The organism is Morganella morganii H1r (assembly GCF_000633515.1).
GTDB lineage: Bacteria > Pseudomonadota > Gammaproteobacteria > Enterobacterales > Enterobacteriaceae > Morganella > Morganella morganii_B.
In genome coordinates this window covers 13,437-36,169 of the sequence record NZ_AYMP01000044.1, presented here as the reverse complement: position 1 = coordinate 36,169, position 22,733 = coordinate 13,437, and the positions used below count along the sequence as shown (strand labels likewise).

Here is a 22,733-nt window from a genome sequence, read left to right as displayed (position 1 = left end):
AAAAACGCCCGGGAAAAACCGGGCGCAGATAATCAGATAGTATTGTGATAGTGTAATTTCCCGTCCAGATACACACCTTCTTCCTTCAACACCAGACGCCCCTGCACAAACCAGTTAACCACCTGCGGATAGATGCGGTGTTCTTCCTGTTGTATCCGTGCGGTGAGGGTGTCTTCGGTGTCATCCGGCAGAACGGCAATGCGTGCCTGCAAAATGACCGGGCCGCCGTCCAGTTCTTCCGTGACGAAATGCACAGAGGTACCGTGTTCGGCATCGCCGTTTTCCAGCGCTTTGCGGTGAGTATGCAGACCCGGATATTTCGGCAGCAGAGACGGGTGGATATTCAGCATTCTGCCGTGGTAATGGCGGACAAAGGCCGGTGTCAGAATCCGCATATATCCGGCGAGAATGATTAAGTCCGGCTGATACTCATTAATCTGCATCTGCAATGCGGCATCAAAATCATCCCGTGAAGGAAACTCCGCAGGACTGAGTGCCAGTGCGGGAATACCGGCCTGTTGTGCGCGGATTAACCCGTAAGCGTCCGCTTTATTACTGAATACCGCGACAATTTCTGCATTGAGGGCTTGTGCATTGCAGGCGTCAATTAACGCCTGCAGATTACTGCCGCTGCCGGAAATCAGGACAACAAGGCGTTTTTTCATCAGCGGATGATGACCTGCGGTTCATCTTCACGGCACACCGCGATATCACCAATCAGCCATGCATTCTCACCCGCTTCTGTCAGCAGGGCGAGGGCGGCTGGTACAGATGCTGCCGGCAGTGCAATCACCATACCGACACCACAGTTGAAGGTGCGGTACATTTCATAGTCTTCCACATTCCCGGCATTTTTCAGCCAGTTAAAGACAGACGGCCACTGCCAGGATGAGGCATCAATCCGTGCCTGGGTACAGGCCGGTAATACACGCGGGATATTTTCCCAGAAACCGCCGCCGGTCAGGTGGGCAATGGCGTGAACATCGGTATTTTCGATCAGTTTCAGCACAGATTTAACATAAATTTTGGTCGGTGCCAGCAGATGATCCGCCAGGGATTTGCCGTCAAGCTCTATCGCTGCCGGGTCAGTTTTGCTGACTTCCAGGATTTTGCGGATCAAAGAATAGCCGTTGGAGTGCGGGCCGCTGGATGCCAGCGCGATCAGCACATCACCGGCGCGGACTTTGCTGCCGTCGATGATTTCTGATTTTTCCGCCACGCCGACACAGAACCCGGCAACATCATAATCATCACCGTGATACATGCCCGGCATTTCAGCGGTTTCACCGCCGACCAGCGCACAGCCTGCCTGTTTGCAGCCTTCGGCAATACCGGTGACCACACGGGCGGCAGTATCAACATCCAGTTTGCCGGTCGCGTAATAGTCGAGGAAGAAGAGAGGCTCAGCACCGGCGACCACCAGGTCGTTCACACACATGGCGACGAGGTCGATACCGATAGTGTCATGACGTGCCAGATCCATCGCCAGGCGCAGCTTGGTGCCGACGCCGTCAGTGCCGGAAACCAGCACCGGCTCTTTATATTTCTGCGGTACCGCACACAGCGCACCGAAACCACCCAGCCCGCCCATCACTTCAGGACGGCGTGTCTCTTTGACAACATGCTTAATACGGGAAACTAAGGCATTACCGGCATCAATATCAACACCGGCATCTTTGTAACTCAGGGAAGTTTTGTCAGTCACTGCGGCCCCCAACGGCGATTGCAAGTAAGTGGGTGTATCGAAAACGCGGCTATTCTAACAGGCCACGCAAACGTTTGCGAGAGGATTTATGCCGGTTTTTGTCAAAATGCGTCAGATCACACTTATTCATGTAACGAACATGAAACTCGTGATAATTGACTATAATCAACAAATCCGGGGTGGCGCTGCGAAAGAAAAGCGGTATAATCTCGCGATTTTTTTGTCCGCCAGGGCTTACACAGTAGGAGAACCCATGAAAGTCACCGAGGTAAAACACCCGCTCGTTAAACACAAACTTGGCCTGATGCGAGATCATGATATAAGCACAAAACGCTTTCGTGAACTGGCCTCAGAAGTCGGTAGCCTGCTGACCTATGAAGCAACTTCAGACTTAGAAACTGAGAAAGTGACAATTGACGGCTGGTGTGGTCCGGTCGAAATTGAACAAATCAAGGGTAAAAAGATTACCGTTGTGCCAATCCTGCGTGCGGGTATCGGTATGATGAACGGTGTGCTGGAAAGTATCCCGAGCGCCCGTATCAGTGTTGTCGGTGTTTACCGTGATGAGGAAACACTGGAGCCTGTCCCGTACTTCCAGAAATTAGCCTCTAATATAGAAGAGCGTATGGCGCTGGTGGTTGACCCGATGCTGGCAACCGGCGGCTCGATGATCGCCACTATTGATCTGCTGAAAAAAGCAGGCTGTACCGCGATTAAAATCCTCGTGCTGGTTGCGGCACCTGAAGGCCTGAAAGCACTGGAAAAAGCCCATCCGGATGTTGAGCTGTACACCGCATCCATCGACGATCACCTTAACGAACACGGTTACATTGTACCGGGCCTGGGTGATGCGGGCGATAAAATATTTGGTACGAAATAAGTTAATGAGCCGACTTGATAGTCGGCTTTTTTTTGGCATATCCCTGAGTAATCATTAAGAGGTTTAAGATGACGCGCCGCGTTATTGAAGTCGATGAACGCCCACCACTGCTGGTCACCATTCCGTTAAGTTTACAGCACCTGTTTGCGATGTTCGGTGCCACTGTTCTGGTGCCGATCCTGTTTCAGGTAAACCCGGCCACGATCCTGCTATTTAACGGTATCGGGACGCTGTTGTATCTGTTTATCTGTAAAGGAAAAATCCCGGCGTACCTGGGCTCCAGCTTTGCCTTTATTTCACCGGTGCTGATTTTACTGCCGCTCGGTTATGAACTCGCTCTCGGCGGGTTTATCGTCTGCGGGCTGTTATTTATGCTGGTGGCGGGGATTGTCAAAATCGCCGGACGCGGCTGGATCAATGTGTTGTTCCCGCCTGCGGCCATGGGGGCGATTGTGGCGGTCATCGGTCTTGAGCTGGCCGGTACCGCTGCCGGTATGGCAGGGCTGAAATTCGAGAACGGCGCAACACCGGACAGCACCACGCTGATTATCTCTCTGACCACACTCGGGGTAACGATTCTCGGCTCTGTGGTATTCCGCGGCTTCCTGGCGATTATCCCGATCCTTATCGGGGTACTGACCGGGTATGCACTGGCCTTCTTTATGGGCGCAGTGGATTTAACCCCGGTAAGTGAAGCGCCGTGGTTTGCACTGCCGACATTCTACACACCCCGTTTTGAGTGGTTCGCCATTCTGACCATTTTACCGGCTGCGCTGGTGGTGATTGCCGAGCACGTTGGTCACCTGGTGGTCACCGCGAATATTGTCAAACGTGATCTGATGAAAGACCCGGGTCTGCACCGCTCTATGTTTGCCAACGGTTTTTCAACGGTGTTATCCGGCTTCTTTGGTTCCACACCAAACACCACGTACGGCGAAAACATCGGCGTAATGGCAATCACCAAAGTCTACAGCTCCTGGGTTATCGGCGGGGCAGCGGTACTGGCGATTCTGCTCTCCTGTGTCGGTAAACTGGCTGCCGCGATTGCCGCTGTCCCGGTGCCGGTGATGGGCGGGGTTTCTCTGCTGTTGTACGGGGTTATCGGTGCATCCGGTATCCGTGTGCTGATTGATTCCAAAGTGGATTATAACAAGCCGCAGAACCTGATCCTGACAGCGGTTATCCTGATTATCGGTGTGAGCGGCGCGACCATTCATATCGGCGCGGCTGAGCTGAAAGGGATGGCACTGGCAACGGTTGTCGGGATTGGTCTGGCACTGGTGTTCCGTCTGGTGAATATTATCCGTCCGGAAGAGCGGGTAGTGGATGTGAACCTGGATGAAGTGAAAAAAGACAGTTAATACGATACCGGTGAAGCCGTTGCGGCTTCACCGGTATTATCTGTGCTATTCAATACTGACTGTATTAAGTCCTGTATCGAAAAAACTGTGCTCGTCAATTGAATAAAAAATATCACTGTTGTTGTATTTTATATTGCTTTTTCCGTTAAAAAACATATTTCCCTGATATGCTATTTTTCCTGTATCTCCGCTAATGGTTCCTGTGTTTTCTATTGATGTATCCGCTGTCTGAAAATCAAGGTTACCTGTTATTGTTCCGAAATTCTTAAAATTGACACCGATTAATTCAGCGCTTAATAAACCGGCATGTATTTGGGTATCCTTACTGATTGTGATTTTCGGGGAGCGGGAATATCCGTCATAACGCTTCAAGAGTGTTTTAATATAAAGATTATTGGCATATAATTTACTTTTACGCATCCGGATATTACTGCTGATTAACGTAGTGTTATTAAAATTACCACGACGGTTTGCACCGGATATGGTTAATTTTCCGCCATTATGTTCGAACTGACCGGGCCGGATGTCATTCCAGTCATTAACCGGGCTTTTCATCCGTCCGGTAATAAGATGGTTATGTATCGTGCCTGATATCTTAAATTTTCTGTTTATAGTGATGCCATTAGGATTAATAATAAAAAAATGAGCCGGATTATGAGTGATCCGGATATCGCCTTCCAGACGGGAAATATTATCTGAGATAACTTCAGTAATGATATGGCTGGCATTAATTTTATTATTAATATTTAATCCATTACGGCCTACATTAAACTGACTGAAAGTCGCATGAGACTCATTGTCAGAACCTTTTTGTTTCAGTATCAGTTCCGGCCTTTTATCACCAGAAATAATTTCTGCTACGTTATTTTTTGGTTTTATTTCATGACCTGACGGATAAGTATACCCGGAGTTTGCTGTTACTTCACAGGTAAATAATATGGTAGTAAATAGTAATGTTGTTTTATTCATTATATTATCTAATATAATAAAAAGAGGGGGATCCCCTCTTTTACAATTATTTTATAAATACTATAGTGTCATATAGAAACGGTTAATGTAATTAACCTATTTAAAGGTAAATAAAAGATCTGATTAAAAAGGTTTAGAGTCTGTATGAACAATAAAGCCATTATTTACAACTGTTGATTTTGAGCTAACACCGCGTATTTTTCCCTCAATTCTGCCATTATTCGTCATATCAGTTTCCATCAGGTGCAGGTCGATATCTCCGGCCTTTATTACTGACGGTTTGTCAATCACTATATTGCTTCTTTCCGGTGATTCATACGTAACCTGAGAAATGCTATCAAACCGGAAGTGGTCAGCAGTGACATGACTGTTGGTAATCTCAATATTCTTACTGCTGATTCTTAATTTTTCAGCGATTTTGTTTTTTATATTTTTGATTGTTAATTTACTGTTACCGGCAGAACGTCCGACAATGTGGTCTTCAGAAAGTTCTTCTATTCCGACAGTCAGATTGACAGAGGTTGTATTTGAGAAGCTGCAACCGGATTGACAAACAATACCGTTAGGATTGACCAATGTAAATTTTGCCTCTTTTCCTTCAATATGAACCTCGCCATTCAGTTCAGAGGCCGACTGAGATATAACCTCATTGACTATAGTATCAGCTCCGATATGGTTATTGAAAATGACACCTTCACTGCCAACGTTAAATTTGTCATATTGAATATGTGACAAATCTGAATTGTTTTTTTCTAAAACAGTGATAACACGTTGCTCTCCGTTATGATTAAGTTTTGCAACATCATTCACAATACTGATATCTGTTGTATTTGCCAGAGCGAATGATAACGGTGATAAAATTAACATTGAAAGTAACAGTCCATTTTTTTTCATTGTATATCCTTTTGGTTGCTTGTTGGTTTGAGTGTATTTTTACCATAAAAAGTCATTTGATCATCATTAAATGATAAGAATATAAATGATATGGTTGTTATTTTAAATTTTAAGGTATGGTGAATCTTTTTTGCGTTGGTGCTATTAATTACATTCAGTGAGGTTGTGATTTTTCTTGGTTTATCTATAGATATAGATCGCTATCCAGGGGTGTCAAAGCTATAGATAATCAGATAGTTATCACTGAAATTAATATTAATACCGGTTCAGAGGAGAGGTGTCATAAATGATATAGGGAATGGTATATTTAGCACCAAATTTGTGATTGATATCTAAACTGTAAATAAAATGATTGAATTAAACAGGATTTATATAAAGGTCAGGTCATAATATCCTATTCTGATATTATCTTTGGATAACCACCCGCATTGCGGGTGGTTATGATTAAATCAGGAAGGTTTATTTTTTACTTTAAATAAGGCAGTATTTTCGTGTTCAGAAAACGTCACTGGTATCATGGTCAGGATTATTTGATTTTTCGCTGTTATTAAATTCGAACGGAAGCAGCGGATGGTCGTCTGGATTGTGTTCACTGAAGTCAGTTAAATTATAGTATTTGAAATCTAATGAACCATTGTTGATATATTTTCCGCCTGCGATATTCGTAATTAGTAAATCATCACTTTTCATTTCACCATTATTTATGAATGTACCTTGATCAAAAGTGATTGCCGTTTTCTTATTGTGATAGCTTCCATAGTTATGGATATTTCCATAGTTAATGAATGTACTTCTGTCCACATTAACATCCATCTTCATTATAGCGTTAATTTCACCATGATTTTCCATATGGCTTCTGTCATGGGCAACTATTTCGATATTTTTTCCTTTGATAGACCCGGTATTATTCATATTGGTAATATCACCATTATTTACAATAGTATAATTTCCTTCATTTTGTTTTTTTGAGGTGATGCGCACATTTTTCCGGCCATAGATTGAACCTTTGTTATTGAATTTAGATTCAAGAAGATTAATGTTAACATCATTTGCTGTTACTTCGGAGTCAGCAGAAATATATAATTCTGATGGTTTTCGATTTAGGTTGGTTGCCTTTATTTTATCGACGCCAGTAGGGCCATACGCATCCACATAGATATCAATATCTGAAAGTGTTTTTTTGCTTTTGGATGAGGTTAATAAATTGAAATTTAATTCATCAGAATTTAATTTGCTTTTTTTTATGGAAATTTTATTAGAGATTAATGATAACTTATCAAGTTTGGCATCAGGAGTGATATTAGTACGTGTAATACGTAATTCACCGTCATTACTGTTAATCATTTTGATGTTATCTTTATTTGATGCGTCAGCAATTTTTGCTGTTGCTAATTCAAGATTTTGTATATTAGAAACACTAAAACCTGAATTTGTTGTAATACCATTGGGATTGGCAATAATCAGAGTGCCCAGTTTACCGATTATATCAATATTACCGTGCAGCAATGACGGAGAATGGCTGACCACTTCGGTGATAATGGTATTGGCACCTTTTTGGTTACCAATATACATACCTTCTTTACCGACATTAAACTCATCAAAGTAATTATGCGAAATTTTGCCTTTATCAGGAGATGAGATAGCCAGAACCGGCTTGCCGTTATATATACGTAAGTCAGAACCGGTGCTTTTTTCATTAAGCTTAATTTTTAAACCATCAGAAAATGTCTGTTCAGTTGCAGAGAAAGCCGTGGCAGAAAGTGCAGTCAGAATAACTGCAGATAATAACTTAAACTTCATTATATACGTCCTTATATAAGTATTGTTGCGTCATGCGGGGATTAAGTTAGCAGAGCGGAATCAAATAAAATATCAATAATCGTTGGGTACTTCAGACAGGGATGTTTTATGCAATTATTGGTATTTTGAATTATTGATGGTGAAACCTAACAGGGAGTAACTGTTGTAATTTTCTGCATCCGGTGAGGTTTTGCCGGGAACAGGTTCATTTAGCTGGTGAATTTATGTTAAACTAACGGCGTTTGTTCACCCGTTGGCCGAGGTAACTCTGAACACGCCATCTCAGCTGTCACTGCCGCTTTCTCTCCCTGATGATGAGACTTTCAACAGTTTCTATGCGGGGGAAAACGCATCCCTGTTATCCGCCATTCAGGCGGCGATCAATCAGCCGCACGGCAGCTATCTCTATTTCTGGTCCCGTGACGGTGGCGGAAAAAGTCATCTGTTACATGCCGCCTGTGCGGAAGTCTCTTCCAAAGACCGGGCAGTCGGCTATGTGCCGCTGGATAAACGTGCCTGGTTTGTGCCGGATGTGCTGGAAGGTATGGAGCATTTGTCGCTGGTCTGTATTGACAATGTGCAGTGCATTGCGGGGGATGAAGAGTGGGAAATGGCGCTGTTTAATCTTTACAACCGCATTCTTGAGACCGGCAAGACTTGTCTGCTGATCACCGGGGACAGACCACCGCGTCAGATCCCGCTGCAATTACCGGATCTCGCCTCCCGGCTGGACTGGGGGCAGATTTATAAACTTCATCCGCTCAGTGATGATGAAAAAATTCAGGCGCTGCAACTGCGGGCAAAGCTGCGCGGGTTTGAGCTGCCGGAAGATGTCGGGCGCTTTATTTTAAAGCGCCTCGACCGTCAGATGCGCACTCTGTTTGATATGCTGGACAGGCTCGATCATGCGTCGATTGTCGCGCAGCGCAAGCTGACCATTCCCTTTGTCAAAGATATTCTGCGGCTGTGACCGTCAGTTAAGCAGGGCAGTCACTGTTATCCCCCACTGAAGCACCATGCAGAGCGCTCCCTGCTGAAACAGCCGTTTTGTGCCGTGCCAGCGTTGTGAGAAGTGGGTGTGCTGTGCTCTGCCGGGAAACAGGGTGGTCAGGGATTCATCAAAAATATCCGTGTCGGACGATTGCGCCAGGCGGCGGAACAGATGGTGATCCAGCCACAGCCGGAAGATAAAGTACGCAGCACACAGGAAGAACAGGATCCCCGCCGCCATCGGATACTCACCGGAAAATCCGGAAAGATAAAGCAGAAACTGCGTCAGGAAAGCCATCACCGATAAGGCAGCCAGAAAACGCCAGCCCGCCGTGAAAATCACAATAATCTGTTCGTCATGAGGTCTGTTATTCATCGTTTTTTCCGTAACGGGCTGCCCAGCGGGTCAGGGCGGCAATTGTCTGTTCCCGCAGGACAATCTGCGGCCGGGCCTGTCTGACAGCTGCCAGCGCCTGCTCCACATCGTCTGCCAGCCCGGCGCGTATCAGCCATGCGACCACAACGGTTGTGCTGCGGGTATAACCCAGTTTACAGTGTACATAAACCTGACCGGATTGCGCCAGGCGGCTGAGAGAATTTACCGCTGATTCAATCTGCATTTCTGTCAGCGGAAACAGATCCGGCTGCGGCTGACAGTGATAAGCCAGCCCGGCGGTATAGCGGCTGCGGGGAAATTCCCCGGTCATATCCAGTACAGCGGCGGCGGTCAGCGGCGCTGCGGGGTAACCGCCCAGCGCGATATGTTCATTGATCACACTGGTATGACGGCACTGTTTTGCATACCAGTAATAGCTGATTTGTGCTGCAATCCGGTAAGGCAGCAGCAGGAGTGCTGCAGACGGTGAAATGCGGCCTGCACTGTCTTTCTGAAATACCGATGCGCCGGCGCCGAGATAACCCGCCGTGATGCATAAAAATGCCAGCCCGGGCCACAGCAGCCACCAGCCCTGACCGCCAGTCACGACAGCAGCCGTTATCAGCACCAGCGAAATAACGGCGTACCGTCCGGCCAGCTGATAGCCGCGGCGGATACGGTGCGGAGCCCACTGCCAGCGTGTTTTTACCGGCAGCAGGTAGCTTATCATCACACCGGTGGCGGCACCGGTGATCACATCAATAAAATGGTGCTGCCAGGTCGTCAGCACAGAAATTAAGATCAGAATTGACCACAGATGCAGAAACCAGTGCCATTTCTGCGGTGTGTGCGTCCGGAAACGCAGCCACAGCAACCACAGCAGAATGATATGCAGAGAAGGAGCCTGGTTAAACGGCAGATCAAACATTTCCAGCCGGTCAAACATCCAGCCGGCGGTGCCGTCCGTCTGCGGGCGGGGAAAACTGAATTTCAGCGGAAACAGCAGAAAACCGGCACAGGCTGCCAGTGATGCAACTGCCAGCCGCAGGCCGTGAATACACTGTTCGCGCAGAGAAGTGCAGATAAACAGGGATAATCCGTAAAAGAGATCGATGCTCCAGTACGGGATGATTGTCCACGGCAGAAACGGGATACGGGTTTCCCAGCTGAACGCAAAAGAAGGGACGGACGGCAGCGAAGCGGTATAGGTATTGACCTGTCCGTAAGTCAGAAAAAAGAACGGTGCCAGAAACAGCAGCCAGAGCAGGGCAAATCCCCACCGTTTACGGCGGGAAACAGGCAGCGGCAGTGCGGCATCAGTCATCGTTTTTCGTTCCCTGTAAAACAGGAGATGCGCGGAAAGGCGCATCTTCATCAGTATGATAACAATCAGCGGCGTCTGGCGACTGAGACACTGAAAATGCCCCAGTTATCAATGAGCTGATCCAGCTTTTCAAACCCGGCGTCATCCACCAGCGCATCCATTTCTCCTTGACTGCGGCAGCGCATCACCCACGCTTTGCCGCCCTGATGGCTTGGCAGAACGCGGGCTATCATCTCTACCTGCGGGTGCCACGGCTGACAGGTGTAGACAAGATAACCACCGCTTTCAATCGCCTGTGCCAGTCCGGCAAGGGAATCGCGCAGCAGATGGTTTTCCGGAAACAGTTCATATAACCCGCTCACCACGCCGAGAGTCGGTTTCGGGGTGATCGCCGCGAGATCGGCGGTATCAAAGGCATTGCCTTCTTCAAAACGGATTTTGTCTTCCAGGAAGCGCTCTTTGATCTGCAAACGGCCCTGTTCCACATTGATGGTGCTGTAATCGCGCATCAGAACAGATTCTATCCGGCTGTAATCATTAATCGCATCAAAGAGATAGCGCCCCTGACCGGCGGCGATATCCATGATCCGCACCGGCCGGCCTTCTTCCTGTAATGCGCGGATGGTGCGGCGCAGAATTTTTTCGATATTAACTTTGCGCTGGCGGATCCCCTGCCAGCCGATACTGCTGAGATACTGACGGTCAATAATGCGGCCGAAAATGCCTTTACCCTGAGCCTGATTGCGGTAGACATAATCGAGTGTGGAGCCGGAATCAAAGCCTTTGTCATAGCCGATACTGACGCCTTCCGAGGCTTTGCCGAGAGTGGACATCGCTTTGCTGAGCAGTTTGTAGCCGATATTTTTCGGGCAGTAGTCAGGCAGCGGAGCCTGCAATTCACGATAAGCATCGGCACCGGCGCTGCACACATCCTCAAACCGGTAGTCGTGCTGATAGCGCGGCTGTTCAAACAGGGTGGTGACAAAGCGGCGGATTTCCGCCAGCGGAATATGACGATCTTTTTCACCCAGCGTATCGTGGTAGAATCCCGGCAGAATATGTTTTTCTTTATACGGCGTGTTAAGCCGCGCATAGAACTGATTCTGCGGCTTCCGGTGTACCACATGGTCGCTGCCGGAGATAAACAGCTGAGTCGGCACCGTAATGGCGGCAGCATCCGCCACCAGGCGGTCGGCGGTTTTGTAGAGTTCCAGCAGGATATTGACGGCAATCGGGCGTGTGATCAGCGGATCCCGCTCAAATGAGGCGATACGCACCGGGTCATGGGTCAGAAATTTGGCTTTAACGTAGGAATTAACATAAAACAGCCCGCGTATTTTCTGCATCAGGGCCAGTCCGCTGCGGGCAAACGGGACATAGAGTTTGACTTTAAAGGCCGGTGAGGCCAGTACCAGACCCCGGATTTTCGGTGCGAAATCATGTACCCAGCCGGTCAGGATGACAGCACCGACACTTTGTCCGAGTACGACCATGTTTTCGGCCGGAATTTCATATTCGGATGAAATGAAATTAATAAATTCATTGATGTCACTGATGGATGTACCCATCGACGGACTGTAGCCTCTTGGCCCGTCATTACGGCCGTGACCCCGGGCATCCCAGGCAAATACAGCGAAATCAGGCAGCGCCAGCTCATCCGCCAGATGCGCCACCCGTCCGGAATGCTCATGTCCCCGGTGAAACAGCACAATAGCTTTCTTTTCCGCCGTTGCGGAAGGCCAGTGGCGGAAAAACAGCTGCTGCTGGTCACTGGTGGTAAAGTGAGATTCAATGCATTCACGCTGAGTCGGATAATCAGAAGATACACTCATAATCAGTCCTTTTGAGATGCGCTTTGTTGCGCAGATTCCTGCAACGCACGCCGGATACGGTGATAGCAGGTCAGAAACAGCAGGGCGGTAAAGACCGCAAACAGCACCGGAAACAGGACGGAGTCAAGGGATGCAGGAAAAACCGCCGCCCACAGACCCAGTGCGCCGAACAAAAAGGCGCGGTCACTTTTTCCGGCAGGGCCGTCATAGCGGCGTGATGCCCCGATAGTTTGTGCCAGTACACCAATAAATTCAGTCAGTACCGAGAGAAACAGGATCAGCAGTATCCAGGTGGCGGCTCCCGGAAACAGCAGGACAAACGGGAAATAAAGAAAGGTATCGGATACCACATCGCCCAGTTCATTGAGGATCGCGCCGAAGCGGCTTTTCTGGTCATATTCACGCGCCAGCATGCCGTCAATGGCATTCAGCGCCATCCGGATAAACAGTACCGGCGGCAGCAGCAGAAACAGGCGCGGATCAGGAAACAGGATCAGGATGAAACCGGTGAGCAGGGAAAGGAACATTGCCGCCAGGGTGACCTGGTTGGCCGTGATCCCGGCATTAAACAGGCGGACTACCACGGGACGCAGCACATTCTGAAACTTCGGTTTTAGATCATAAATGGTCATTTTTTTCCCTGATGATACACAGTCAGTTATCTGCATTATCAATACGTTATTCTGTGATCACCGCAATAAGAGTTTTCTTAAGTTAATACGGTGTGGTCACAGGGCTGTGTTGTTACAGGTATGACAGTCAGGGATGGGGAAAGTTTCTGATAAAAGTAATACCGCCGTAAAAACGGCGGTATTACAGGGGTCAGCGTGGTGAATTTACAGAAATATTATGGCGGATATCCGTCAGACGGTTTGATTTACCCATTTGTTCTCGGGCATCAAAAACCACATCGTTATTCTGTGCGGTATTGATAATCACCGGCAGTGTTTTGCGGTGAGAATAGAGAGATGTATTGGTTGACGTACAGCTCTGACAGACCACACCATTCGGGTTAACAATCAGCAGACTGGCTTTACCGCCTGCAACCAGGGTATTGCCGCGCAGACGGGTTTTATTGTCACCGATCACTTCATTAATAATGGTCTTGGCATTTTCTTTATTATGAATAACCAATCCTTTTTTACCGACATTATAGTCTGAGAAGATATTGTGAGAGATCCCGCGACCATCAGGTGAATTAATGATCAGAACCGGTTTCCCTGTTTCATCTTTAAACAGTTTGGTTTGGACTTCCGGGCTGGTCACCCGGATTTTATCGCCATTACGGTAGGTGTATTCAGTGTTTCCCGGCCCGGCAACAGCGTGTACGGAAAATAATGCAGCAGAAATTAATGATAATGCAGCTAATGTCTTTTTCATGATTTATTCCTTTAATCATTATGTTAAGTGTAAATAACCAAACGAACTTTACCACTTGAAATAAATGACGATTTCATAAAAAGAACATGAGCATAAAATAAAATTTAATTATTAATAAATATAACCATATACAGGATTGTTATTTTAAAAATGAATAAATCATTATTGATAAGGTCATCATGAGTATCAGCAACGATTGTTCATAGGATATCTTCCGGGGAGTGTATTACTGTGTTTCTCAATTAACACGCCGGAGGTGTTATGTGCTTTGCCAGCCAGGTAAAAAAATTATTCATTATATTATTTTCTGTTTTTTACTGTGATCTATATGCATCGGAAATAATTCAGTCTGATAACCGTTTAAAGGTAAATGTCAAAGGAGATGTAACTATTATTAATATTTCAACGCCAGATGGAAATGGATTATCACATAATCAATACAGTAAATTTAATGTTTCTGAAATCGGCGTGGTATTAAATAACGGAACAGAAGACAGTCAATCTTATCTGGTAGGTAAAATAGAGAAAAATATAAATTTACGGGGGAGTAGTGCCAGTTTAATTATTAATGAGGTAATCAGTGGGGCTACTTCTGACTTATCGGGGATTATGGAGATTTCCGGTAATCCAGCTTCAATTATTATTGCTAATCCTAATGGCATTACCTGTGATAGTTGTAATTTTATTAACGCGCCAGATATTACACTTGCCACGGGGAATGTGAATTTTAATCCTAAAAATAAATTTTCATCTCTCAATGTAAGAAATGGAACAATCACGATAAATAAAAAAGGGATGGATACATATGCACAAAAAAACACTAATCTTATCAGCGCTGATACGAAAATAAATGGAAAGATAAATGCAAAAAATCTTGTTATTATAAATGGTGCAAATAAAATTAATTACCAGGATGGCATTCAGGAATCTATATCCGGTTTTATGGTAAATCAATCATCATCAGTAAATATGACTGAGGGTGGTGGAATTTCGGCTGAAAAAATCCACATTATTAATACAAGCAGTGATGGAAATGTACAACTAAATAATATTGAGTCTGTTAATAATGGTATAAGTGTAACAGCAAAAAAATCGGTATTATTATCAGGAGATATAACGTCAAAAGAAAGAATAAGAGTAATAGCCGACAATGTTATTATAAAAGATAAAGTAAAGGTTGCTTTCGGTCGTGATACTACTCTTATATCAAATGATATTTTAAATGCCGGAGAGGTTATATCAAAAGGTAATTTACGTGTTTTTTCTGATGTTGTTAATAATCAGGGCCACGAAGCAATTATACAGGCAGAGGAAAATTTATGGATACAAAAAAATCCGGAAGGTGATTTTAGCAGGAGTGTTGTTAATAAATCAGCTTTACTAAAGTCTGAACGTGGTAATTTAATTATAAAAGCGAAGACATTAACTAACGTCAGTAACTCTGAGCCTGTTGAGTTTTTTAAAATTCCGGCTGAATCTACCGAAGTGCGTAGCGTCGGGAATCAGTTACGTTATTTACCGATGTGGCGGCGAGATGGATTGCTGATTACATATCCGGAATTAAAAAACTTTAAATATGAAAAATGGTTTGAAGAAATAGATTTCTTAACTAATGACAGTGTTAATGTTGAAAAATATGCAGTGAGATATAAGAGTGATTATCATCCTGCGTATATAGATTCCGGTAAAAATTTATATATAAATGCGAATCATTTTGACAATAATGATTCATTTTTATCTGCCGGAGAAAATATAGTTTTAACCGGCAAGAATATCAATATTAAAAATCATGATCTGGGTATTTTAAAACTATGGGAAAGATATGAGCCGGAAGATATTAACAGTGAATGGCTGCGTTTTTCTGTTGAGCCGGATACCATTCCTCCCGGGGTAATGGTTAATGATATTAAAATTCCCTTTCAGAAAAAGGAGCAATTTTATACATGGATTAGCCATGGTGCGGCTGACAGTCCATCTGTAAGTTCAGAAAATCTGATTATAGATTATAGCAATAAAATTAATATAGAGAGTAAGATCCCTGAAAAACACTATCCGGTAAATGAGATTGTCAGAGATAGTTTTAGTCATCATTTGGCTGCAGAAAACATATTGTTAAACTCTTCATCAATAGATTTGAAGTCAAAAATAGGTGCAATTAATAACTTAAATGTTAAGGCTAAAGAGAAAATATATTCACGTGAAAGTACATTGGTCGCGGGTAAGTCATTATCATTAACAGCAGATAGTATTGAACTTGAAAATACAAATATAAAGTCCGGTGAACTGTCTCTTATTGCAAAGAAAGGCGATATAATATACTCAACAGGAATCCGACCTGTATTTACATCTAACATTTCTGCTCTGCCTCTGTTACATGCACCTGGTGGTATTTATGCAGATGCAGGAGGGGATATTACATTCAGAAATATAGCATTTACGTTAAATAGTCATGTGGATTTATCTTCCCGTAAAAATATACTGATTGATTTTGACCAGAAAGCGATATCAGGAATATCGACAAAAAGGACGGATTATGAAATAAAATCACTGTCAGATAAATTTCAGGAATGGGCGCTTTCAGATTATATAACCCTGAATGCCGGAAGTGATATTGCTATTAACGGTACAGATATCAGCAGCAAAAATAATATAGGTCTTTATTCCGGAGGAAATGTAGATATTACCTTTGATAAAAAATGGGAAGGCCGCAGTGATATCTATGCAAGATATTTAAGGCCTAAAATACGCATTCATTCAGAAAGATACTTTATTATTAACTCTGCCGGAGATGTGAATTTATTGAATGCAGGCCTGCATGCCGATGAATCTTTATTGTTGTTTTCTGGCGGGGGATTTAACCTGACAGGAATTCCCTATTCAGCAATAAGGTATTCTTATGATGATTACATTGATAATCGCTATGTAAGTTCTTATCTTACAGCAAAGAAAAATATCACATTAGTGGCGGAAGGTGATGTTAATCTGCATGCAGCAATACTCTCCTCTGATGATGATATATATATTCATAGCAGTGGAAATATTCAGTTGGGATCTGAAAAAATACACTATCGTCAGAAAAAACGTGATTATCTGGAAGATACATATCGCCATGTCAGCACACTGGTAAAAAGCAAGAATAAATTAACACTATTATCTGAAGGCGGTATTTTATTTCAGGGTGCTGAACTTATCTCAGATGGAGTAATGGATATCTCGGCAAAGGGCGGATATTTATATGCACAGGCAATGGAAGAAACGAGTCATTATGAAGATAAGAGAAAGAAATGTAATCGTTGGACATTCTGTATAACAAAAAAAGAGGTTACAAAGGTAAAACATGAAGTAAAAAATAAAACGACAGAATTTACATCGAAAGAAGATATTAATTTAATCGCCCTGGATGATATCACACTTGAAGCTGCAAAAATTTCAGCAGCTAAAAATGCCAGGCTGAAAAGTATCTCAGGAAAAATTAATTTTAAAGCCATTAACGACTCACTTTATGAGCAAACCATCAGCCATTCAAAGGGTTTCTACATTACCCGCCGGGATCAGGGTCACTCGCTTAGCCGCTGGCGGTTGCCGCAGATTTATTACGGCGGAAATTTATCTGTTGATGCAGCAAAAGGCATAACCGCAGATAGTAAAACATTCAGCATTCCTGAATTTAAAGAATCCGCAATGATGCTGAGCAGCCATACCGGAACCGGTTGGCTGAAAGAACTGATAACCCGTGATGATGTTCAGTGGAACCGGGTCGCTGATGCCTATCAGCGCTGGGACTATAAAGAGCAGCACCTTAATCCGGTTGCATCGGCTGTTCTGGCTGTCGCCGTCACCGCTGCGACATCGGGCTCCGGGCTGGCCGTATGGGCGGGGAGTACCGCATCTTCCGCAGCCACAGGAACGGCTGCCGCTGTTATTTCCGGAGCCGCGCATTCCGGAATGATAGCACTGACAACACAGGCTGCGGTTGCACTGGCAGAGAATAAAGGCGATTTATCTGAAACATTTAAGTCACTGGGACGTAGTGAAAGTATTAAATCTGTTATTGGTCAGATGGTTGTCGGAGGGGCGTTCAATGGTCTGGATAAATCGATGGGCTGGCAGAACGGAAATCCGGCACAATCGCGGATCCCGTTACTGAGTGACGGAGACTGGCACAAGGTTGCACAACGTGTTTCCGCACAGTCCGTAATCAGCTCGGCGGTGGGCTCGGCAGTATCAGAAACAAGCTTCAGGGAGAACTTTATTACTGCGCTTCTCAGTAACACGGGAAATCAGTTTAGTGCTGAGGGCGCAAAATTAATTGGTGACCACGGTGAAATATTAACGGAGCCGGGCAAAGCAATTACGCATGCTGCGGTTGCCGCTGTCAGAGCCGAGCTGACCAACCGGAGTGTCAGGGGAGCGGTTACAGGAGCGCTGGCGGCGTCGGCAGCCGGTATTATATTAGGCGATTCTTTAGATCAGACAGTGCAGGAACACGAACAACAGGCACAGCTGGCCCGGATGACAGGTGCTGTTGCCGGATTGATTGCAACAGGCCATATCAACGGGCTGACCACTGCGGCGGATGCTGCTGAGATCGTTGAACGTTATAACCGTCAGTTTCATTTGCAGGAATTAAAGGCGATAGATGAACTGGCTGACGGTGATAATTTTAAAAAAGAGCGCCTGCTTGCAGCAGGTTGCCGTCTGATCAACTGTACTGTACAGGAATCTGTAAATTCACCGGATAAATTACGTTTTGATGCGTTAATGACAAAATATCCGGAGACGTATCTTGAAGATAATTTACTGACAAATTACTGGGTGACAAAAGCGGATGACGGCATTCGTTATTATCCCTGGTCAGTTGCATCTGAAAAAGTACTGCTTTTTACTTACAGTGAAACTGAACGACATGATGATATTGATGATTTTGTCCGTAATCAATATGCGGAATATATAGCAGATTTTACCGGTCTGGAAAAAGCAACTGCCGAAATTATTATCGACAGTATCCTGATGTCATCTGTGAATGGCAGGAGAGGTAATCCTGCCAGAATGCATAAACACATCAGAAAAGTCAGTTATGCAGATTTAAATCAAATCTATACCACCGATAAAAAGGGCAATAAAATCCCGATGAAATGGTATCAGTCAGGTTCCTCTGTCAACCAGCAGGGTATGCCGTTTGAGCATTATATCGGTACACAATTACCGGCAGGCTCAAAACTTCCGGATGGATTCAAAACCTTTGATTATTATGACAGTAAAGATAAAATAGCGATTAGCGTAAAAACTATTAACACTCAAACAGATAGTAGACTAAATAAACCTGATGCCATAAAATATACCATTAATAGCTATGTTAATAAGATGACTCAGTTCTCCGAAGACGATAAGGGAGGGGTATCTTTAAAACCTAATATGATAAATAAAAAAATATTATACATTGGCCTCCCAGAGAAAACTACGTCAGAGCAATGGAATTCAATTAATAGCTCAGTAAAGAATGCGAATGATAAGAATATAGAGATTAAAATAACCATTATAAAAGGTGAATAAAGATGGACCAAAGTACTGAACAGGGGTTAAATGCCAAAATAGGTTTTAATGGCGATTTTTATCACGTTGATACCATGTCCGGGCATGGTATTTTAATTGTGGATAATTTATTTGAGTCTTGTCTGTTATCAAAAGATGTAACGCCGGAAATGCTCGGTTCATGTTTAAAGAAAAGCCTAAAACAAAGCCGGATAGTAGATCCGGGAAATTATGATTTCTTTGACTATAAAAAAGTAAAAGAAAGATATGAAGGATGGATAAAAAATATCATCAAATTACGTGGATACAAAAATAAAAAATCAGTTTTTAAACAAATGAATAAATGCAGTATAGTACAACTTGACGATCTTATTACAATAAGACCTCTAAATCACGTTAAGCTTGAATCCTGGAGCGGTGATGGTATATCAGAAACTGATTATGTCATTATTCCGGTATCGGCTTCAGATGACGAGTTGGGCTATGCCGTTATCGAGGCGTTTTCCCGCTGTAAGGGAAGGCAATTCTGAGCTCTGTCCCCGGCGGTCACCGGGGACAGATGATCAGGCTCAGATAATCTCCAGTACCTGCTCCGGCGGACGGCCGAGACGGGCTTGTTTGCCTTTAATGACAACAGGGCGCTCAATCAGTTTCGGGTTATCATGCATTGCCTGAATCAGTGTTTCCTGATCAGTGACCGCCGCGAGCCCCAGCTCACTGTAAAGCGCTTCTTTGGTGCGCATCAGTTTGCGGGCATCGTCAAATTTCAGTTCGCGGAGTACGGTTTTGATTTCCGCTACTGACGGCGGGGTGTCCAGATAGAGCATTACTGCCGGAGACACGCAGTGTTCTTCCAGCAGTGCCAGGGTTTCACGGCTCTTGGAGCAGCGCGGATTGTGCCAGATGGTGACCGTGTCAGTCATGGTTTTCCTCATTATTTAAATTGTTTGAATTGCAGCTGTAACTGGCGGATCTGGTCTATCCGCGCATCATAACGGGCCTGATCATAACTGCCGGGTTTCGCCTGCCGGGCGGCTTCGGTCAGGCTGCGGATAGCACCGTCAAAGTTACCCATTAAGTTCTGATATTCCGCCCGGGCGGCCAGTTCATCCGTGCGGCGGCCGGCTTTTCCGCCTGCTTCTGCCAGCAGATCCCAGCCACTCGGGTCAGCCGGATGATCAAAGGTATAATTACGCAGGATCTTCGTTGCTTTATCATACTGTTTATTCTGAATATAGGCGTTGCCGAGGTTTATCTGATACACCGAATTCCCCGGTTCCCGTTTCAGGGCATTTTCCAGCCGGGTTACCGCCTGAGAGGTTCTGTTCAGGCCGATATCCACATCAGTCATCACATCGATAAACCAGACATTGTCCGGATCGGCAGCCAGCAATTTCGTCAGAATTTGTGAGGCCGGTTCATATTTGTTATCGCGGTAGAGCAGAATGGCACGGGCATAATCTGCCGCCATCTGCTCCTTATTGTTGCCTTTGCTGTAGTTTTCAATCATCTGGTCAGTTGCATTGCGCAGCGGCTGTCCGCCGTACATTGCCATTGCCCGCGCGCGCGCCAGCAGGAAATCAAAGGATTGCGGCGGGTTTTTACGCGGCATCTGACTGGCGCGGTTACGCGCATCCGCCAGACGGCTGTCCGGCAGGGGGTGGGTCAGCAGCATTTCCGGCGGTTTGGAGCTGTAACGGGACATATCCACCATGATGGTCATAAAGTCCGGCATACCCTGCGGGTCAAACCCGGCGCGGCTCAGTGTGCCCATGCCGATGCGGTCCGCTTCCTGCTCGTTGGATTGTGTAAAGCTGATCATGTTCTGCTGGATCCCGGCCATGGTCGAGGTCATGGCGGCGGCACCGACCGGCGTGCCGGTCATCAGCAGCAGGATAGAACCGAGTGTTGCAGCCCAGGCCAGCGGCGCTTTGTTCTGCTGATCTTCCATCATCCGCGCGAGGTGGCGCTGGGTGACGTGAGCGATTTCGTGCGCCATGACAGAAGCGAGCTCACTTTCTGTCAGACTGTAGCGGAACAGAGAGGTGTGCAGCACCACATTGCCGCCGAAGAAGGCAAAGGCGTTAATATTCGGGTTGGCAATCAGGAAAAAATTAAACGGGGTTTTGACCGAGTCAGCGTTTGAGACCAGGCGCTGGCCGAGATTATTGATATATTGCAGTAAAACAGGATCATAGACCATCGGGGAGCTGCTGCGGATCATCCGCAGATAAAAATCACCCATCAGGTTTTCCTGTCCGATACTGAGTGTACCACCGGCGGTGGTGCCGATTTCCGGTAACGCATCCTCAACGGCAGCCTGTGCGGCAGGCAGCACCGGGAAGGTCAGAGCAAGGCTCAGTAAGACGGCTAACGGTTTTTTCAGAAACGTATTCATAGGATGACGCTTTCCCCGTTGATTATCACTGGTAATAATTCGTGTATCATAGCAAACACTCAAGTAAAATCCTCACACAGTCTGCCCGGTGGGCAGGATTTGTCATATTTTGCCGTTAATCCCGGGAGCAGGTCATGTTAGATTTAATTATTCAGTGGTACCGGCGACGTTTTGCCGATCCGCAGGCAGTTGCTTTGACCGTTATTTTACTGGCGGGTTTCGGAATTATTTATTTTTTCAGCGGTATCTTAGCGCCGCTGCTGGTGGCGATTGTGCTGGCGTATCTGCTGGAGTGGCCGATTCATCAGATGGAAAAGCGCGGCTGTTCGCGTAAGCTGGCGATTATGCTGATCCTGACGCTGTTTATCGGGGTCAGTGTACTGGTGATCTTTATCCTCGCGCCGACGGTTTGGGGACAGGGGCGCAACCTGCTGCTGGATATGCCGAATATGTTCAGCCGTTTCAATGAGTTCGCCCGCGAACTGCCGAACCGTTTCCCGGCACTGATGGATGTCGGGCTGATGGATATGATCCTCGATAATGCCCGCAGCAAGCTGCTCTCGGTCGGGGATTCGGTGGTGAAAATGTCGCTGGCATCACTGGTGGGATTACTGGCGCTGACGATTTATCTGATTCTGGTGCCGCTGATGGTGTTCTTTTTACTGAAAGATAAAGAACAGCTGCTGCGCGGTTTTCAGCGTATTCTGCCGCGTAACCGCTCACTGGCCGGGAAAGTGTGGGTGGAGATGAATCAGCAGATTTCTAACTATATCCGCGGCAAAGTCACCGAGATGATTATTGTTGGTGTCTGTACGTATATCGTTTTCGCGGTGGTCGGCCTGAATTATGCTCTGCTGCTGGGTGTGCTGGTCGGATTGTCGGTCCTTATCCCGTATGTGGGGGCCGTGATTGTGACGGTGCCGGTGGTTCTGGTCGGGCTGTTCCAGTGGGGACTGGATTCGGATTTCTGGACGATGTTTATCGCCTATCTGGTGGTGCAGGGGCTGGACAGCAATATCCTGGTACCGATCCTCTTTTCTGAGGCGGTGAATCTGCATCCGCTGGTGATTATTCTGTCGATTATTATTTTCGGCGGATTGTGGGGATTCTGGGGCGTGTTTTTTGCTATCCCGCTGGCAACGCTGATTAAAGCCGTGATCCACTCCTGGCCGGAAGAGAAAGCGCCGGACGACACAATACCGGACAAAACCATACCGGACAAAACCGTACCGGATAACAATATGTCCGGGCAGGCGTAATCTGACACGATAAAAAAACACCGGTATGATGAT

General features: G+C 45.8%; 18 protein-coding genes. 6 read left to right on the top strand and 12 right to left on the bottom strand.

Annotated features, from left to right (window positions below; all coding sequences use genetic code 11):
- Positions 1 to 32: 32 nt before the first annotated feature.
- A complete protein-coding gene (purN, locus tag U868_RS0120070) occupies positions 33 to 665 on the bottom strand; it encodes a phosphoribosylglycinamide formyltransferase (protein ID WP_025154835.1) in 633 nt (210 codons plus the stop codon).
- On the bottom strand, positions 665 to 1,705 hold the full coding sequence (gene purM, locus U868_RS0120065; protein WP_025154834.1) for a phosphoribosylformylglycinamidine cyclo-ligase: 1,041 nt from the start codon (positions 1,703 to 1,705) through the stop codon (positions 665 to 667). Before purM ends, purN begins: the two co-directional genes overlap by 1 nt.
- A gap of 253 nt (positions 1,706 to 1,958) precedes the next feature.
- Between purM and upp the strand changes: the two genes are divergently transcribed.
- On the top strand, positions 1,959 to 2,585 hold the full coding sequence (upp, locus tag U868_RS0120060; protein WP_025154833.1) for a uracil phosphoribosyltransferase: 627 nt from the start codon (positions 1,959 to 1,961) through the stop codon (positions 2,583 to 2,585).
- A 68-nt stretch (positions 2,586 to 2,653) separates the two neighbouring features.
- Positions 2,654 to 3,946 carry a uracil permease gene (gene uraA, locus U868_RS0120055; RefSeq protein ID WP_025154832.1) on the top strand — a complete coding sequence of 431 codons (1,293 nt, stop codon included), beginning with the start codon at positions 2,654 to 2,656 and terminating at the stop codon, positions 3,944 to 3,946.
- 45 nt (positions 3,947 to 3,991) lie between these two features.
- Here uraA and U868_RS0120050 read toward each other — a convergent pair whose 3' ends face one another.
- From U868_RS0120050 to U868_RS24195, 3 genes are all read right to left on the bottom strand, one after another.
- Complete coding sequence (locus U868_RS0120050; RefSeq protein ID WP_025154831.1) at positions 3,992 to 4,915, bottom strand: filamentous hemagglutinin N-terminal domain-containing protein; 924 nt, start codon at positions 4,913 to 4,915, stop codon at positions 3,992 to 3,994.
- A 123-nt stretch (positions 4,916 to 5,038) separates the two neighbouring features.
- Entirely contained in the window at positions 5,039 to 5,809 is a 771-nt protein-coding gene (locus U868_RS0120045; protein WP_025154830.1) for a filamentous hemagglutinin N-terminal domain-containing protein, read from the bottom strand.
- A gap of 495 nt (positions 5,810 to 6,304) precedes the next feature.
- Positions 6,305 to 7,609: a filamentous hemagglutinin N-terminal domain-containing protein gene (locus U868_RS24195; RefSeq protein ID WP_025154829.1), complete on the bottom strand. Its 1,305-nt coding sequence runs from the start codon at positions 7,607 to 7,609 to the stop codon at positions 6,305 to 6,307.
- Between the two features lie 253 nt (positions 7,610 to 7,862).
- Between U868_RS24195 and hda the strand changes: the two genes are divergently transcribed.
- Entirely contained in the window at positions 7,863 to 8,579 is a 717-nt protein-coding gene (hda, locus tag U868_RS0120035; RefSeq protein WP_004239923.1) for a DnaA inactivator Hda, read from the top strand.
- Positions 8,580 to 8,582: 3 nt separating this feature from the next.
- On the opposite strand, the gene U868_RS0120030 is transcribed toward hda, so the two are convergent.
- From U868_RS0120030 to U868_RS0120010, 5 genes are all read right to left on the bottom strand, one after another.
- Positions 8,583 to 8,975 (bottom strand): hypothetical protein, encoded by a 393-nt coding sequence (locus tag U868_RS0120030; RefSeq protein WP_025154828.1) that lies wholly within the window; start codon positions 8,973 to 8,975, stop codon positions 8,583 to 8,585.
- On the bottom strand, positions 8,968 to 10,299 hold the full coding sequence (locus U868_RS0120025) for a dual specificity protein phosphatase family protein (RefSeq protein ID WP_025154827.1): 1,332 nt from the start codon (positions 10,297 to 10,299) through the stop codon (positions 8,968 to 8,970). The genes U868_RS0120030 and U868_RS0120025 overlap by 8 nt, the downstream gene beginning before the upstream one ends.
- 65 nt (positions 10,300 to 10,364) lie before the next feature.
- Complete coding sequence (locus U868_RS0120020) at positions 10,365 to 12,131, bottom strand: bifunctional alpha/beta hydrolase/class I SAM-dependent methyltransferase (protein WP_025154826.1); 1,767 nt, start codon at positions 12,129 to 12,131, stop codon at positions 10,365 to 10,367.
- 2 nt (positions 12,132 to 12,133) lie between these two features.
- Positions 12,134 to 12,763: a CDP-alcohol phosphatidyltransferase family protein gene (locus tag U868_RS0120015; RefSeq protein WP_025154825.1), complete on the bottom strand. Its 630-nt coding sequence runs from the start codon at positions 12,761 to 12,763 to the stop codon at positions 12,134 to 12,136.
- 190 nt (positions 12,764 to 12,953) lie between these two features.
- Positions 12,954 to 13,511 carry a filamentous hemagglutinin N-terminal domain-containing protein gene (locus tag U868_RS0120010; protein WP_025154824.1) on the bottom strand — a complete coding sequence of 186 codons (558 nt, stop codon included), beginning with the start codon at positions 13,509 to 13,511 and terminating at the stop codon, positions 12,954 to 12,956.
- Between the two features lie 261 nt (positions 13,512 to 13,772).
- Between U868_RS0120010 and U868_RS0120005 the strand changes: the two genes are divergently transcribed.
- Both U868_RS0120005 and U868_RS0120000 read left to right on the top strand, forming a co-directional pair.
- Positions 13,773 to 19,064: a DUF637 domain-containing protein gene (locus U868_RS0120005; protein ID WP_025154823.1), complete on the top strand. Its 5,292-nt coding sequence runs from the start codon at positions 13,773 to 13,775 to the stop codon at positions 19,062 to 19,064.
- A 2-nt stretch (positions 19,065 to 19,066) separates the two neighbouring features.
- Positions 19,067 to 19,573, top strand: a complete 507-nt coding sequence (locus U868_RS0120000) for a contact-dependent growth inhibition system immunity protein (RefSeq protein WP_025154822.1) — start codon at positions 19,067 to 19,069, stop codon at positions 19,571 to 19,573.
- A gap of 39 nt (positions 19,574 to 19,612) precedes the next feature.
- On the opposite strand, the gene arsC is transcribed toward U868_RS0120000, so the two are convergent.
- Together arsC and U868_RS0119990 are read right to left on the bottom strand one after the other, a co-directional pair.
- Positions 19,613 to 19,966: an arsenate reductase (glutaredoxin) gene (gene arsC / locus U868_RS0119995; protein WP_025154821.1), complete on the bottom strand. Its 354-nt coding sequence runs from the start codon at positions 19,964 to 19,966 to the stop codon at positions 19,613 to 19,615.
- Positions 19,967 to 19,977: 11 nt separating this feature from the next.
- Complete coding sequence (locus U868_RS0119990) at positions 19,978 to 21,441, bottom strand: tetratricopeptide repeat protein (protein WP_025154820.1); 1,464 nt, start codon at positions 21,439 to 21,441, stop codon at positions 19,978 to 19,980.
- A gap of 134 nt (positions 21,442 to 21,575) precedes the next feature.
- On the opposite strand from U868_RS0119990, the gene U868_RS0119985 reads away from it, so the two are divergent.
- Positions 21,576 to 22,700 (top strand): AI-2E family transporter, encoded by a 1,125-nt coding sequence (locus U868_RS0119985; protein WP_025154819.1) that lies wholly within the window; start codon positions 21,576 to 21,578, stop codon positions 22,698 to 22,700.
- Positions 22,701 to 22,733 lie beyond the last annotated feature (33 nt).